16 protein-coding genes are annotated in these 16,462 nt (G+C 39.8%); all 16 read left to right on the plus strand.

The window, feature by feature from the left end:
- Nucleotide 1 precedes the first annotated feature (1 nt).
- The 16 genes from ACIQXV_RS05630 to ACIQXV_RS05705 all read left to right on the plus strand — a co-directional run bounded on the left by ACIQXV_RS05630 (nt 2) and on the right by ACIQXV_RS05705 (nt 16,433).
- A complete protein-coding gene (locus ACIQXV_RS05630; protein ID WP_402956811.1) occupies nt 2–652 on the plus strand; it encodes an HD domain-containing protein in 651 nt (216 codons plus the stop codon).
- Entirely contained in the window at nt 649–2,538 is a 1,890-nt protein-coding gene (locus ACIQXV_RS05635) for an ABC-F family ATP-binding cassette domain-containing protein (RefSeq protein WP_402956813.1), read from the plus strand. The genes ACIQXV_RS05630 and ACIQXV_RS05635 overlap by 4 nt, the downstream gene beginning before the upstream one ends.
- 83 nt (nt 2,539–2,621) lie before the next feature.
- Nucleotides 2,622–3,755 (plus strand): conserved virulence factor C family protein, encoded by a 1,134-nt coding sequence (locus tag ACIQXV_RS05640; protein ID WP_402956815.1) that lies wholly within the window; start codon nt 2,622–2,624, stop codon nt 3,753–3,755.
- Nucleotides 3,756–3,811: 56 nt separating this feature from the next.
- Entirely contained in the window at nt 3,812–4,246 is a 435-nt protein-coding gene (locus ACIQXV_RS05645; protein ID WP_402957145.1) for a BrxA/BrxB family bacilliredoxin, read from the plus strand.
- Nucleotides 4,247–4,487: 241 nt separating this feature from the next.
- Entirely contained in the window at nt 4,488–5,078 is a 591-nt protein-coding gene (locus ACIQXV_RS05650) for a YpjP family protein (RefSeq protein ID WP_402956817.1), read from the plus strand.
- A gap of 107 nt (nt 5,079–5,185) precedes the next feature.
- Nucleotides 5,186–5,767, plus strand: coding sequence for a TerD family protein (locus ACIQXV_RS05655; RefSeq protein WP_402956819.1), 582 nt, complete (start codon nt 5,186–5,188; stop codon nt 5,765–5,767).
- 72 nt (nt 5,768–5,839) lie between these two features.
- Entirely contained in the window at nt 5,840–6,619 is a 780-nt protein-coding gene (locus tag ACIQXV_RS05660) for a TerC family protein (protein ID WP_402956821.1), read from the plus strand.
- A 75-nt stretch (nt 6,620–6,694) separates the two neighbouring features.
- The gene (locus tag ACIQXV_RS05665) at nt 6,695–7,882 is read left to right on the plus strand and encodes an HpcH/HpaI aldolase/citrate lyase family protein (RefSeq protein ID WP_402956823.1); all 1,188 of its coding nucleotides are present in this window, start codon (nt 6,695–6,697) and stop codon (nt 7,880–7,882) included.
- Complete coding sequence (locus ACIQXV_RS05670) at nt 7,833–9,188, plus strand: phosphoribosyltransferase family protein (RefSeq protein WP_402956825.1); 1,356 nt, start codon at nt 7,833–7,835, stop codon at nt 9,186–9,188. The genes ACIQXV_RS05665 and ACIQXV_RS05670 overlap by 50 nt, the downstream gene beginning before the upstream one ends.
- Before the next feature lies 1 nt (nt 9,189).
- On the plus strand, nt 9,190–10,311 hold the full coding sequence (locus tag ACIQXV_RS05675) for a cysteine protease StiP family protein (protein ID WP_402956827.1): 1,122 nt from the start codon (nt 9,190–9,192) through the stop codon (nt 10,309–10,311).
- Complete coding sequence (locus tag ACIQXV_RS05680) at nt 10,308–11,120, plus strand: HAD family hydrolase (RefSeq protein WP_402956829.1); 813 nt, start codon at nt 10,308–10,310, stop codon at nt 11,118–11,120. The genes ACIQXV_RS05675 and ACIQXV_RS05680 overlap by 4 nt, the downstream gene beginning before the upstream one ends.
- A gap of 456 nt (nt 11,121–11,576) precedes the next feature.
- Nucleotides 11,577–13,217, plus strand: coding sequence for a YceG family protein (locus ACIQXV_RS05685; protein ID WP_402956831.1), 1,641 nt, complete (start codon nt 11,577–11,579; stop codon nt 13,215–13,217).
- A 3-nt stretch (nt 13,218–13,220) separates the two neighbouring features.
- Nucleotides 13,221–14,324 (plus strand): toxic anion resistance protein, encoded by a 1,104-nt coding sequence (locus tag ACIQXV_RS05690; RefSeq protein ID WP_402956833.1) that lies wholly within the window; start codon nt 13,221–13,223, stop codon nt 14,322–14,324.
- Nucleotides 14,325–14,370: 46 nt separating this feature from the next.
- Nucleotides 14,371–14,982: a TerD family protein gene (locus ACIQXV_RS05695; protein ID WP_402956835.1), complete on the plus strand. Its 612-nt coding sequence runs from the start codon at nt 14,371–14,373 to the stop codon at nt 14,980–14,982.
- A 32-nt stretch (nt 14,983–15,014) separates the two neighbouring features.
- Nucleotides 15,015–15,593: a TerD family protein gene (locus ACIQXV_RS05700; RefSeq protein ID WP_402956837.1), complete on the plus strand. Its 579-nt coding sequence runs from the start codon at nt 15,015–15,017 to the stop codon at nt 15,591–15,593.
- 138 nt (nt 15,594–15,731) lie between these two features.
- Entirely contained in the window at nt 15,732–16,433 is a 702-nt protein-coding gene (locus tag ACIQXV_RS05705) for an anthrax toxin lethal factor-related metalloendopeptidase (protein WP_402956839.1), read from the plus strand.
- The last annotated feature ends 29 nt before the right edge of the window (nt 16,434–16,462 follow it).

Genomic DNA, 16,462 nt, shown 5'->3' on the forward strand with positions numbered 1-16,462 from the left:
ATTGAAAAATCAAATCATCGATACAACCGAAAAGTTTGTCCGTAACGAATTAGGTGATGATGCTACAGGACATGATTGGTTCCATGTCGACCGTGTCCGTAATAATGCTTTACATATCTGCAAAAAAGAAATGACTGGTGATCCGTTTATCATTGAAATGGCGGCGCTTCTCCACGACATACCAGATGAAAAATTAAACGAAAGTGCTTTAGCAGGCAGGGCGAAATTGGATTCCTTTTTCCAAACGATTACACTCCCTGATAAGGACAGAACCCGTATTATACAAATCATTGAATCAATTTCATATAAAGGCGGAAGAAATAGGGCACTTGAAACAGTGGAGGCGAAAATTGTTCAAGATGCTGATCGTTTAGATGCGATTGGGGCGATTGGTATTGCCAGAGCGTTTGCTTACGGCGGCAAAAAAGGACAGCCTATCTACGACCCGTCAATCCATGTAAGGGAAGAAATGACAGTAGAAGAATATCGTAATGGAAAATCGTCAAGCATACATCATTTCTATGAAAAGCTATTGAAATTAAAAGATTTATTAAATACAGATACAGCGAGGAAAATGGCTGCAACCCGTCAGCAGATGATGCATGTATTTTTAAAACAATTTTACCAAGAATGGGATGGACAAGACTCATGAAAATGCTCACAGTGGAAAATGTTTCGAAAACATATGGTGAGAAACAGCTTTTTAACGATATTTCATTTACCATAAGCGAAAAAGAGCGCGTCGGCTTAATTGGAATCAATGGGACCGGCAAATCTTCCTTATTAAAAATTATTGCAGGGCTGGATGCGCCGGACGAAGGAAAGATCACCACCGGTAAAGATTATTCGATTTCGTTTTTAGATCAAAGGCCAGAGGTAGATGAAGATAAAACAGTATTGGAACAGGTTTTTCATGGTGAAGCGCCAATATTAAAATTGATGCGTCATTACGAAAAGACTTTATTAAACCTAAATATGTTTCCTAACGATGTGAAGGTTCAAGAGGAACTTTTTCAATTGCAAAAACAAATGGATGCATTAAATGCCTGGAATGCGAGCACGAATGCCAAGACCATTTTAATGAAATTAGGGATTGAGGATTTCACCCAAAAAATAGGGGAACTCTCAGGAGGGCAAAAAAAGCGGGTAGCTTTAGCACAAGTCTTAATTGCCGAGCCGGATTTACTGATCTTAGACGAGCCGACGAACCATCTCGATTTTGATTCAGTTAAGTGGCTCGAAGACTTCCTAAGTAAATATAGTGGCTCGATTTTACTTGTTACCCATGACCGCTACTTTTTGGACCGAGTAGCCAACCGCATGTTTGAATTGGATGGCGGTAATCTTTACAGTTACAAAGGAAACTATGCGGCCTTTTTAGAAGCAAAGGCGATTCGCGAGGAAAATGAAGCGGCCACGTTTGAAAAAAGAAAAAATCTTTTTCGGAGAGAACTTGAGTGGATGCGGCGTGGTGCTCAAGCGAGAAGCACGAAACAAAAGGCGCGAATACAGCGCTTTGAGGAGCTGGATGACAAGATTTCGGGTGGAAAGTCATCCGGAGAAAAACTGGATATTTCGTTAAATGGCAGCAGGCTTGGGAAACAGGTTTTTGAATTGAAGGATGCTTCTAAGCACTACGAAGAAAAAGTCATTCTATATCACATTAATTTACTCATTAAACCCGGTGATCGGATTGGGATCATTGGCAGGAATGGTGCCGGAAAATCAACATTATTAAATATCCTTGCGAAGAAAATTCCGCTTGATGAAGGCGAATTTATTATGGGACAAACTGTTAAAATCGCTTATTATACTCAGGAAAGCGAAGATATGGATGAGAATAAGCGGATGATTGAATATATTAAGGAGACCGCTGAAATTGTGGAAACCTCGGACGGTAAGAGCATTTCCGCGGCGCAAATGCTCGAGCGCTTTCTTTTCCCGGCCTATACACATGGGACGCCCATTCGCAAACTATCCGGAGGAGAAAAGCGACGTCTTTACCTGCTGAAACTGTTAATGTCTGCACCAAATGTCCTCTTATTGGACGAGCCGACAAATGACCTTGATACCCAAACATTAACCGTACTTGAGGACTATTTGGAAGAATTTCCTGGAGTCGTTATCACCGTTTCGCATGACCGTTATTTCCTTGATAAAGTAGCTGAACAGCTGTTGATACTCCGCGGAGAAGGTGTAATTGACTCTTTTTACGGAAATTACAGCGAACATCTTGAAAAAGAAATAGCCATAGATGCACAAAAAACAGTAATAAAGTCCACTCCACCATTCAAAGCTCCTGAAAAAGAAAAGAAGAAAAGGTTGACTTTTAAGGAGAAAAAAGAATGGGAAGAGATAGACGAGCTGATCGCCGCGACAGAGACCAGCCTAGAAGTGGTATCGGAAGAACTGGGAAGGGTAGGCAGTGATTTTACAAAGGCGCAGGAGTTAATGAAACAAGAAACAGCCTTAAACGAAAAGCTCGAGCAATTAATTGAGCGTTGGTCCTATCTCGCCGAACTTGCTGAAAACGAATAATGGTTCTTAAAGCATATCCAATGAATGAATCATTACCGATATGATAAACTTGTTAAAGAAATCATAAGAATAAGGTGATTGTGTTGAAAATTAAGGCTATAGAACCAACGCCAAGTCCGAATACAATGAAAATCAATTTAGATCAAGAGCTTCCAATCGGGAAGAGCCATAATTATAAAAAAGAAACGGCTATGGATGCACCGCCTGTCATCCAGTCCATTTTACAAATTGAGGGGATTAAAGGTGTGTATCACGTGGCGGATTTTTTGGCAGTGGAACGGAACGCGAAATATGATTGGAAAAAACTATTACCGCAAGTACGCCAGGCTTTTGGGGAAAAAGCTGAAGCAGCTTCCCTGGCGGCTAAAGTGGATGAACATTTTGGTGAAATAAAGGTTGAAATCCAAATGTTTAAAGACATTCCCCTACAAGTGAAGTTGACTGATAGTACGACTGAACGTAGATTTGGCATGCCGGAGGATTTTTTAAAGGCAAGAGAGCGGGCACAGCTTCCCGAAGATAATTATATTCTTTTGCGGAAATGGCAGAATCAAGGTGTCCGGTATGGTGATTTTGATCAAATTGGCCAGGAGGTTGTTGAGGAATTAGTCGCCGCTTATCCGATAGATCGACTTGATGCACTTGTCACAAAAGCACAAACAAACGATTCCACTTCCGGTCAAAAACCGAAACCGGTACGTAAAACAGTAACAATTGACAATCTAAACAATCCTGACTGGCGGGTTCGTTACCAGTTACTCGAGCAAATGGAAGATCCGGAACTGGACAATTTACCTGTCCTTGAAAAAGCTTTATCAGATGAGAAGCCTTCCATTCGCAGATTAGCGACTGTCTACCTGGGGATGTTAAAAGAGAAGGAAGTCCTGCCGCTTTTATATCGGGCCCTGAAGGATAAAACTGTCACCGTTCGGAGAACAGCCGGCGATTGCTTATCTGATTTAGGCTATCCGGAAGCAGCTGGTGAAATGTCTTTAGCATTACAGGATCCAAGTAAATTAGTGCGCTGGCGGGCAGCAATGTTTTTATACGAAGTGGGAGACGAAGATGCTATTCCAGCTTTAAAAGCGGCGGAAAACGACCCGGAATTTGAAGTAAGCATGCAAATCAAAATGGCGATTGAAAGAATTGAAGGCGGCGAGGAAGCGAAGGGCTCGGTATGGAAGCAAATGACCGAAGCTAGAAAGACAGACCAGTAATTTTGTAAAATAACAAACGTATAGTATTCTAAAAAAGAGAATTGGAGTGGATCATGATGTCAAATGCATATGAAGAATATATGAAACAAGTGGTATTACCTATGCGCACAGAGCTAACGAGTGCGGGTTTTGAGGAGCTGACAACAGCAGAAGACGTTGAGGATTTTATGGATAAGACTAACGGTACAGCACTTGTCGTGGTGAATTCAGTATGCGGCTGTGCAGCCGGGCTGGCTCGTCCTGCAGCCACACAGGCCGTGTTGAATAGTGAGAAGAAACCGGACCATCTTGTTACCGTTTTTGCGGGTCAGGATAAAGAAGCGACTGCCAAAATGCGCGAGTATTTCGAAGGTATTGAACCATCATCACCATCGATGGCGCTAATAAAGGGTAAAAAAGTCGTCCATTTCATCCCCCGCCATGATATCGAAGGCATGCCAATGGAAGCAGTTATGCAAAATGTAATGGTAGCATTGGAAGCACATTGCTAATTAAGATATCGTTTTCAAGATAATTGTAGAAAATCGTTAAATTTAATTTTGGATTTATTGAAAAAAACTGATCGCCACGTGCTTTCAGTTTTTTTAATTTTATGGAATCTGCAAATAAGTAAAAGAAAATTTTTGAAAATAGTTCAAACTGATTTTTCCATTTTTTCAAAAAAAGAAGTATAATATTTTGTAAGAAACCTAAATTAAGTATTTATCGATAGAATGAAGGTGTGAAATAGATATGAATAAGTGGCTTCGTAAATCGCTGTTTGTTATGGTTTCCATTTTAACATTTGGCCTTGTTACGCCAACACAATTAATGAATACAGTAAATGCTGAGAAACTTCAAGACAGAGATGCCTTCGAAGCCGCAGTAGAAAATAGTTACAATAAAACGAATAGATTTATCGAACAATCAGAGTTTAATAGAGAACAGTTTTTGGAAGAACTGATCAATCAGGCAGAAATCCAGTCCTATCAAAAATTTGGTACAAGAATTAAGCCGGTGATTGAAAATGAATTTCGTGAAATTATTTTGCCAAATATCGAAAAAGCATTGGAGGAAACAGCTTCCCAATTTCCGGAAGATTATATTAAAAATCTCACCATCACCGAGCAGCCAGGTGCAGGACATTCTGAGAAAATTTTTAATATAAAAAATGGAGAAACAGGAAAGGATATCTTACGTTTCCATGTAAGAAGAGATAACCCGCCAAAGGCAGGATATTGGTTCAATTTTCATTACCATACGTACCATGATGATTTTCAAAGTCATCAAGAACTAGGATCGATTTATTGGAATAAAAATACACCGCCAAAGTGGATGAGTTAGTATTTTAGATTTACGAATGAGCAAGGAAAAAATTTATTATAATAAAATGAAACCTTTTTAAGAGAAACTCGTAAATAGACTATTACCAAAATTGGAGGAATGAAATAATGGCAGTTAGTTTATCAAAAGGCCAAAAAGTTGATTTAACGAAAACAAATCCAGGGCTGACGAATGTTGTGGTTGGACTTGGCTGGGACACTAATAAATATGATGGTGGAAACGATTTTGACTTAGATTCATCTGTTTTCCTTTTAGGAGAAAGTGGCAAAGTGTCGAACGAAACAGACTTTGTTTTTTACAATAATCCACAGGGTGCAGGTGGCGCTGTTGTACATACTGGAGACAATCGCACAGGTGCCGGTGATGGGGATGACGAACAAGTAAAAATTGACCTTTCTACGGTTCCAGCAAACGTTCAGCGGATTGCTTTTACTATTACCATTCACGATGCTGATAGTAGAAATCAGAACTTCGGTCAAGTTTCCAACTCATATGCTCGGATCTTCAATGAAGCTACAGGTGAAGAACTAGTACGTTTTGATCTGGGTGAAGATTTCTCAATTGAAACCGCAATTGTTGTCGGCGAATTATATCGTCACAATGGGGAGTGGAAATTCAGTGCAATCGGCAGCGGTTATCAAGGCGGGTTAGCAGCATTAGCAACAGACTTTGGCTTATCAATCGCTTAATAATTTGAAAATAATAGACCCGGAAGTGAGGGTCTTTTTGAAAAAGGAACCATTCTAGGAGGAATTCAGTTAATGACGGTTTTACAACATATTATAGATACGTATGCCCAGTTTTTTAATTGGGAAATGTGGGGAGAAGTGTTATCAAACCCGGTAAGCTGGGGGCTGATTGGTACCCTGGTAATTCTTGAAGGATTACTTTCCGCGGATAATGCGCTTGTTTTGGCGGTTATGGTTAAACATTTGCCGCCGGAAAAACGGAAGAAAGCCCTTTTCTATGGCTTATTAGGTGCCTATATTTTCCGATTTATTGCGATCGGAATTGGTGTTTTCCTCATCAAACTTTGGTGGGTGAAAATATTGGGGGCAGGATACCTCGCATGGCTGTCCATCAAGTACTTCTTAGATAAGCGAAAAGCTGCTGGAAATGATGATGATGAACATGCTGAAGGAATGAATCAAAGTGGATTGCTGATCCGGTTATTTGGAACCTTCTGGGGAACCGTTGCAGCTGTTGAATTAATGGATATTGCCTTCTCAGTAGATAGTGTTCTTGCAGCATTTGGTGTGAGCGAAGAGGTTTGGGTTTTATTAATTGGCGGTATGCTCGGTGTGTTAATGATGCGTGGTGTTGCAGGTGTGTTCTTGACATTAATTGATCGTGTACCTGAGTTGGAAACAACGGCCTATATTTTAATCCTAATTATTGCTTTAAAAATGCTACTTGCCGTAGCCGGAATTGATATGGGACATGTGACTTTCTTTATTATTCTATTAGTTACATTTGGAGCTACTTTTATTGTTCACTATATGAACAAGAAAAAGGAAGGCAGCAAGGAAAGTAATTTATAATATGTATCAAAAAAATGGGGAGCTGACGAGAGTCCGTCTCCTCTATTTTTTACCTTAAAAGAGGGGAACCTTATTATGGAGTTATTTACATATTTTTACGAGGATGAAATCAAGCGATTTTTCTATCAAAAGCCACAAAATTTCAATAAATATTCCAATCATGAGTTGTTGTCATATGGTTTAGGAGCGACACTCTATATGCCTGCCACACGCCCAAATATTCATCAGGAAATCCTCTCAAAGAAGCATGAAGGTTTAACCTCGCTAGTCATTGATCTTGAAGATGCGGTCGGCGACAATGAAGTTTATCGAGCTGAAGAACTGCTTATCAAGGAATTGTTAAAATTATTCGGAGAGTTGAATAAGGGATTTTTAAGTTTTGGCGATTTACCGCTCCTGTTTATCCGGATTCGTAACTTGGATCAGCTGAAGCGGGTAACAGGACTATTAGGCGATGCCACTACACTAATGACAGGGGTAGTCCTGCCAAAGTTTTGTGCCGATAATGGCGAGGAATTATTAGAAATGGTGCGCCAAATTCACACGCAGGAGCATCCGTTTTATGCGATGCCGATTTTAGAATCCGCAAGTGTTATCCAGAAAGAAACAAGAATGGAAGAATTAATAAAGATCAAGCTGCTTCTCGATCATTATAAGGAGCAAATTCTGAATGTTCGAATAGGGGCGACTGACTTTTGCGGTTTGTACGGGATTCGCCGGAGCGCGGACACCACCGTATATGAGATTGCTGTTTTAAGAGATTGTATCGCTGATATTATCAATGTCTTTCAACGGTTTGATAGTCCCTATGTCGTTTCAGGACCTGTTTGGGAATATTTTTCCACGAAAAACAGGATGTTAAAGCCACAGCTCCGTCAAACTCCATTTCGCGATCGATATGGGGATGAAGGGCTGAAATGGAGAGCAAAATTAATTGATGAAAATATGGATGGGTTGATTCGCGAGATTCTTATGGATATTGCTAATGGTTTGACGGGAAAAACAATTATCCATCCTTCACATATTAAAATCGTTCAGGCACTTAATGTCGTTTCCTATGAGGAATATATTGATGCCAGCAATATTGTAAAATCCGCAACTGGAGAGATTGGGGTTATGAAGAGTATGTTTGCGAACAAAATGAATGAAATTAAGCCCCATTATTTTTGGGCAAAGAAAATTCTCTTAAAATCGCAGCTTTACGGGGTGTTACATGAAGACTTTACAAACATTGACCTTATCAAAAAAGAAGTATACGTTTAATATCCTTGATTCCATTGAAACAGAGATAGATGTAGCAGAAAATCCGTATGAACTCCCAATCGAAGAGTTATTTACGATGGCAGCACGAATCAATAAGAAACGCTCATTTTTGTTTGTCAGTAAAGTATTAGGCAAGCATTTGCCGATTGATCCGAGTAAAGGGCTACTTACAGCTGCCCTTTTAGCTGCAAGATATTTAGAATCGGTAAAGAGCTTGGAATGTGTGGAAAAAGAAAGACTGTTGTCCACCTTTCTTGGGGGAGGTTCCTTTAATGGCTATGCCTTCGTTCCGGCTTCCATTAATCCCGTTGTAATTGGTTTTGCTGAAACGGCAACTGCTCTCGGACATGCTTTCTTCGATTGTTTTCAAACTGCTGAGTATTTCCACACAACCAGGGAAGAACTCTTGAATGAAAAACCTGTGATTACCTTCGAAGAAGAGCATTCCCATGCAACATCGCACCGTTGTTATATACCATTAGAGATGATTCATAATGACCGGGAAATCATTCTAGTAGACGATGAAATGACAACGGGAAAAACTGCGTTAAATATCATCCAATCCATTCATGCTAAATTTCCAAGACGGGAATATACAGTAGTAAGTATCTTGGATTGGCGTTCACCAGTACATAAACAAAATTTTTCAAAGCTTGAAGAGTGTCTCGAGATAAAAATCCATGTCGTCAGCCTGTTATCCGGTCATGTGCAGGTGCGGCAATTAAAAGAAATCGGGATTCAAGCTGTAGAAAATGAAGCGAAAGAGAATCGGGAACCGTCTGTAGAAATTCTGCAGCTTTCGTCCCAGTTTACTGCCACTGGATTTTCCTCTGCAAATCCTTTGACCAAGGCAGTATTTATTGCAGAGACTGGAAGATTCGGCTCGATGAGCCTTGGAAATCCTCCACTAAATAAAAGGGTTTCTGCTGCTGCATCATTCTTAAAGCAAAAAAGAAGTGGGGAAAAGACTCTATGCCTTGGAACCGGAGAATTCATGTACTTGCCAATGAAAATAGCGGCTGAAATGGGCAGTGGAGTGTATTATCAATCCACAACAAGAAGCCCGATTTATATCGAAAATAAAGAGGGCTATGGGGCGAGGTACGGGGTGAACTTCCCCAATCCTGAGGATCAGGAAGTTTCTCACTTTGTATATAATATTCCACAAGGTCATTACGATGAATTATTTATCTTTTTCGAAAGAGAAGTAGAATTTGAGAATCTACTGCCAATGCTGAAAGAATTGGGTAAAGCAGCCATTAAATCAATAAAGATTGTCTTTTTTTCGAAAGTCAGAGGTGAATAACATGCAAAAAGCAGTCAACAAACCGGCAAAAATCGGAAGCTATCATGATGACGACGTGCTTTTTTTATTAAAGGATTTAAGTGAAATAAAGCTGGAAGATTCTGCAATAAACCGGGAATCGAAGATCCAATCGGGAGGACATTATAGTGAATCCTTGCCGATTGAGTACCAGCCGCCGATAGAGTATGTCAATTTATTCTGGAAAACACTCCATGAATACAAACAAAAAGTGGCTTTGTGTGTAGGGATTGTTGCAGAACAAATCTACCAAGTAAAAGGAAATAACGCCATCCTCGTTTCGCTTGCGCGAGCAGGTACACCCGTGGGGATTTTAATCAAAAGATATATTAAGATGCGCTACGATGTTTCCTTAACGCATTACAGTATTTCGATCATCCGTGATCGCGGGATTGACGAGAATGCACTTTTCTATATTCGTAGTGAACACCCTGATGGGAACATTCAATTTGTAGACGGCTGGACAGGCAAAGGTGCTATTTCGATGGAATTAACAAAGGCATGTGCTTATTTTAAACAAAAATATGGGATTCCGCTGGATGACACACTTGCCGTCATTGCAGACCCCGGTTACTGTACCACCTTATTTGGGACAAGAGAGGACTTTTTAATCCCGAGCGCTTGTTTAAACTCGACTGTTTCAGGGCTTGTGAGCCGGACGGTTTTAAATGAACAATATATCGGCAAGGATGATTTTCATGGGGCTAAATATTACCGGGATTTGCTTGCTGAGGACGTCTCGAATGAATTCATTGATGTAATTTCTCAAGAATTTGAGCATGTTTGGGTAGAAGCAGCGGCGGCCGCTTTTCAAAAGAACCATGAGAAAATTGAAACAGGATTTTTGGGAATGGCGGATGTGAAGAGAATTCAAGCAGAATTTGCAATCGAAAGCCCTCATTATATTAAGCCTGGAGTAGGGGAGACGACGAGGGTTCTTCTTCGCAGGATTCCATGGAAAATTTTAATGCGTGACCCTTCAAGTCCATTTGTTAAACATATCCTCATGCTTGCGGAAGAAAAAGGGGTTGAAGTCGTGCCATATCCAAATTTGAATTATTTATGCTGCGGCTTGATTAAGTCGGTAAAGGAGATGCAAAAATGATTTTTGCATCTGACCTTGACCGCACATTGATGTATTCTAAACGAGCAATTGAAGAACTTGGAGTACCAAAAGAATCCACACTTAAACCCGTTGAACAAAAGGATGGCAGGTGGGTTGGCTTTATGACAGAAGCCTCCTATTGGGCATTAAAAGAGCTTTCCCTTCATAGTTTATTTGTACCGGTGACAACGAGGACAACAGAGCAATTTAACCGATTTGTCATTTTTTCGCAAGATATTTCGATTAAATACGCGATTACCGCTAATGGTGCAAACATCCTCTATCGCGGCGTAAGGATGGAGGAATGGTCAAACCATATTCTTAATCGTTTGCACTCGGAGTCGGTTTCACAAGCTGAATTACTGTCTATTTTGCAACGAGAAGGTTTCCATCTTGATGGGGAAAAGAAGCAGGCAGAGAATCTATTTTTCTATTACATATTATACCGCCTCCCAGCTGCTTCTGATAAAGTATTGATTCATGATTTAGCTGAAAAATATGGCTGGAGGATTTCCTTACAAGGGCGGAAGCTTTATTTTATTCCACATGCGATTAGTAAAGGAAGCGCACTTGAATATATTTGTAACCGTGAAGGGGTGAAAGCGATTGCGGGTGCGGGGGACTCCATCCTTGATTGGGACTTTCTGCAGAACTGCCACTATCGATTCGTTCCTAACCACGGAGAACTTGCAAAAGTGCTAGCAGGGGTGTCAGGCACCAGTAACCATATTCTTACCAAAAAACATGGGGTAAACGCAGGAGAAGAGATTCTCCAGCAGTTTCTTAAACTATTACCATTAAAAATCTAACCTTTTTCCTTGATTCGACTAAACAAAAAATAGTAAAGGCATGAAAATATAATATAGCTAGCAATGAAGAATAGAATGGACAGGGCTAATGAATTTATTTTTGTCGATAACAGCATCGTAAAGATAAAGCTGAATACAAATAAATCCAGATAGACAAATAGATCGGAAACCATTACGTCCATAAGTGTATTTAATTCCTCTTGAACGTGTTCTATCCTTGGCCGTTTATATAAAAATCTCATTCGAGTCACCTACTTTAGTGTCGTACTCATTAGTATGTAGGGACAGAGAAAAAGGTGAAAAATGAGTATACACCCCAAAATGTTGAAACATTTTTTTAAGACTTTCGTATAAACAAATGAACCAATTAATTAACTGTGTTATGATGATATAGTAACCTTACATAATTTGCTAAACGGAAAAAAAGCTTTCGCTTTTAGAGGGAAGGGATTATGAATGTATCCACTATTAAATCAATTGAACGTCCGCCCTATTAGCTCCCTCTCATATGAAAATTGGCACGGCTTGCTGAACAAAGCATTGCCGGAAAGGCCAAATTATTCAATAGAAAATGGAGCAATTCAAATTGGGCAAGTACTTGGGAAGTTTTTTGGAGTACCAATTGACGCGGATGAATATTATAACCAGTTATTTGATTACGTCAATAATAAGGAATGGAACCTGCAGCTGCTAAGTGAGGAGTCACTTGATAAAACGATTAATAATGCTCATTTCCAATCTATTCAAAAAGTGATCAATATTAATAATGAACAAAAGCTGTCGATCAACCGGTTTACTGCATTTCTCGATGGAGAGCAGCTACTGTTGAAGTCAAGTGTACCTGTGATCCATCGCAAACTAAGAGAAGCAATGATTGCCACGCTTGAGTTGTATTCGAAATTTGAACCTTCAGGGCTAAAAAACCACGAACTTAGAAGGATTCTCGTGGATATTGTTAAGTGGTCCATCAACCATTTACAGCCAGAACTGGAGTATGCTGACCCGCAAAAAGCGATGCCTAAATTCCTGTGGTATGGAGACTTTAAAAGAAGTCATCAATATTTTTTATATTATTTAATTAAGCTTGGCTGTGATCTCGTTATTTTTCATCCAGAAGGCAACGATATGTTAGCCGGGCTTATGGACGAACCAATCTTCACCCATCAATTTCAAAATAAACAGCTTGCAGAGCCTTTTCCGAAAGAAAAACGCACCAGGAAAACAACAGTTGCATACCGAGCGTCAAAAGAAATTGAGACGATTTTAAACCAGGAAGGCTCCGGCCTGTACAAACCATGGCAATTAAGGGATTATACGCCTTCCTCGATTACGTTGAAAACGACCTATGACGAGCTTTTTATTCTTAGTAAAGAAATAGCGATGATTCGCCCAGATTTTGTTGTCGAGAACGGACAAGTTAAAATCCCTTCTATTTTTGCTAAAGTACAGGGCGTAAGTAAAAATCGTAAAGAATACTGGGATCGACTGCAATCTCTGAGTCAATTGGAACATAGTTTACTGATTCGAAAGCTTCCATATACGATTCCAAGCCACAGTGATTTTCGCTTTCATTATCGAAACGCACTCGGCAAGGATGGCTTAATTGTTCCCGAAAAAATAATGCAATCACACTACTGGCCATATTCTTTTTTAGCAACAGGTCTGCAAAAAGGAATTGCAAATGCTATTAGCAGAATCTGCGATAAACCGGGTTTAAAGCCTATACAGATGGAAAGTCCCGATGATGTAAAGATGTATTTGTTTACACAGGCAATGTTTATGCCCAAAAATATCATTCAATTGATGGAGAGGTTTGATTATTCTCAGCATGTTCCGAAACTAATCATATACAATAACGAAGCAACCGGACCCCTTTCAAGGTCAGATGCGGCACTGCTGCTGCTTCTTAATCAATTCGGAATTGATATCATCTTGTATAATCCGCCAGGGCATAATGACATCGAAAATTATCTTGATGAACGATTATTTGATAAACACTGGCTCGATGACGTTGTGTTTGATCAAGAATTCAAAGAGCCATCACTTTTCAAAAAAGGGCTTTTTCAAGGAATCTTAAAAAATTTAAGGGGAGATTAAACAGTGAATCTATCACCAAATCCATCCAGCGGTTTAACACCTGCGAATGCCGAGGATGTCCTTACAGAAACAAAAGTATCCGATATAAAACTGGCACTTCGCAAAGAACCTGAAATTCAAAACTTAGCCCGCACCATCGATGAACGCGACCAGATTCAAATATTGGAGTTTGGGAAAGAGCCGGCCGTGCAAATATCTCGTTTCTCTGATCAAATCTTAAGCAATATGCGGACAACAAAAGTGGAAGATTCGGGTGAACTTCTGAAGCATCTTGGCCGGATTATGGATAAATTTGATGCTAAGGATTTCCAAAAGACTTCTGGGGGCATCTTTGGCAAGCTCTTTAAAAAGGGCGAGAAAATGGTGGAAAAGCTATTTGGGAAGTACCAGACCATGGGTTCCGAGATTGATAAAGTATATGTAGAAATTTCGAAATATCAGCATGAAATGGTCGATTCCACAAACATGCTTGAGCAAATGTATGAACAAAACTACCAATATTATTTAACCTTGGAAAAATATATTGTTGCTGGTGAATTAAAGGTAGAAGAACTGAACAATAACCAACTGCCGCAACTTGAAGCCCGTGTTGCATCAGGTGATCAGCTTGCCTCCATGCAACTGGACTCATTGAAAAATGCGATTGAGCTGCTAGAGCAGAGAATTTATGATTTAGAAATGGCTAAAATGGTTTCGTTGCAAACAGCACCGCAAATCCGCTTATTGCAAAGAGGGAATACAAAGCTAATTGGAAAAATCAATTCTGCTTTTGTTACGACAATTCCTATTTTTAAAAATGGCTTAATTCAAGCCGTTGCGGCGAAAAGACAAAAGCTTGTCGCTGATTCCATGAGTGAGCTTGACCGCAGAACAAATGAGATGCTCCTTAAAAATGCCCAGAACATTTCACAGCAAAGCACAGATATCGCAAGGCTTGCTGGCGGCCCAAGCATTAAAATTGAGACGATTGAGGAATCTTGGAATATTATCATCAAGGGGATGCAGGAAACAAGAGCGATTGAAGAAGAGAATAAACGAATGCGTATCGAGGGTACAAAACGTTTAGAGCAATTGCAAGACAACTTTAAAAAATTGAAACAATCATAGTAACAATATTGAAGAAATTCAAAAATTTTTAATTGGAGTGATTGGCATGGCTATTAATTTACAAAAGGGTCAACGTGTTGATTTAACGAAGGGTAATCCAGGGCTTTCTAAAATCTTGGTAGGCTTAGGCTGGGATCCTGTCCAAAGCAGCGGTGGCGGCGGTTTGTTCGGCGGTTTATTCGGCGGCGGTGGGGCTGCTAATATCGACTGTGATGCTTCTGTGATTATGTTAGGTGCGAACGATAAGCTGCAAAACAATAAAGATGTTGTTTATTTTGGGAACTTAAAAAGTAATGACGGCAGTGTCCAGCACTCTGGAGATAACTTGACAGGCGATGGGGATGGCGATGACGAGCAAATTATGGTGGATCTAAGCAGAGTACCATCCCATATCCAAAAACTTGTTTTCGTTGTAAATATCTATGATTGTATAAAACGAAAACAACACTTTGGCATGATTCAAAATGCATTTATTAGAATCGTAAATCCTAGTAACAATCAAGTGTTAATTCACTACAATCTAAGCGATAATTATGGTGGGCTTACCTGTCTTGTGACGGGCGAACTTTATCGACATGGCAATGAGTGGAAGTTCGCTGCAATCGGCAGCGGTACAAATGCAGCGAGCCTTAGTGAAGTTGTTCGTTCTTATAGCTAATAGGAAAAATTGTTCTTGATGAGGTGATTTTATTGGGTATCAATTTAGCAAAGGGACAAAGAATTGATCTAACAAAAACAAACCCTGGGTTAACAAAGGTTATTGTTGGCCTTGGTTGGGATACGAACCGCTATCACGGTGGTCAGGACTTTGATTTGGATGCTTCTGCTTTTTTAACAGATGCAAACAGTCGAGTGACTCAGGATTTGGATTTTATTTTTTATAATAACTTAGTCCACTCCTCAGGAGCGGTCGAACATACAGGAGATAACCGCACGGGTGAAGGGGACGGCGATGATGAGCAGATCAAGATTGATTTCAGTAAAGTCCCTTCCCATGTGAACCGGATTGCGATTTCGGTTACAATTCATGATGCCGAAGCAAGGAGCCAAAATTTTGGCCAAGTCTCCAATGCCTTCGTTCGTTTAGTTGACGAGGAAACAGGTGGAGAAGTCCTAAGATATGATCTTGGTGAGGACTTTTCCGTTGAAACGGCTGTTGTTATTTGTGAGCTTTACCGCCATAATGGTGACTGGAAATTCAATGCTGTCGGAAGCGGTTTTGCAGGCGGTTTAGCCGCGCTTTGCCGGAATTTTGGGTTAGAAGTTTAAATGTATTGTATGGAGAGGCTGCCGATGTCGTCAGCTTCTTTATTTGTATAATCTTCCATTATTACCTTGAATACTCCAAAATTTCTGCTATTTCCTATGTTATAATTCTATTAAATATAGACAAAAATGGGGAATAGTATGCGGAAATGGGTCGTTTCTATTATCATAACTGGTTTGTTCTTATCATCAATAACAACATCACAAGCCTCTTTTGACGGTACAATGCTAGGAGATTTTCCAAGCAATTCTGTCCTCTATCAATCTTTTAAAGATAACAAATCGAGACAATTGTTAAATCAAATCATTATATTGCCAAAGCAATCTTTCAATCAAAAAGAAGCTGCCGCAATGATTTCACGAATTGGTTCATTATCAAGTTCTCTATTGGAAAAAGTTAATCAAAATGGAATAAATGTAAAGCTTTTTACAGGAAAGCTGACGGATAATCCAACGGCCAGTCAATTAGCTGGACAAGTTCCAAGAGGGTATCAAGCTAACATAACCTGGGATGACGTCCCTGGTATTGGAGGTTCAAAGGTTGTACTTGCTAAAATTGGTTCAAGTGCACAAGGAAAAGGACATGGCTCCGTGAATTTAGAATTACATGAACTGGCACATTCTATCGACCGCTATGTGTTTGGTGACATAAGTGGGTCGGAAGAATTTCACAGAGTGTGGGAGAAAGAGCATGAACAGCTGTTTCCTGGGAATGGTTATTTCCTTTTTCCAGAGGAATATTTTGCTGAGGCCTTTGCAATGTATCATTTAAATAAAGATACAAAAGAACAATTACTTTTGAAAGCACCTTTAACATATAAATTCATTAAAAGCCTTCACTAAGCTCTCGGTGATTGTTAAAATAGTATGAT

The organism is Neobacillus sp. NPDC097160 (genome assembly GCF_044762155.1).
In the GTDB taxonomy this organism is placed as follows: domain Bacteria; phylum Bacillota; class Bacilli; order Bacillales; family Cytobacillaceae; genus Neobacillus.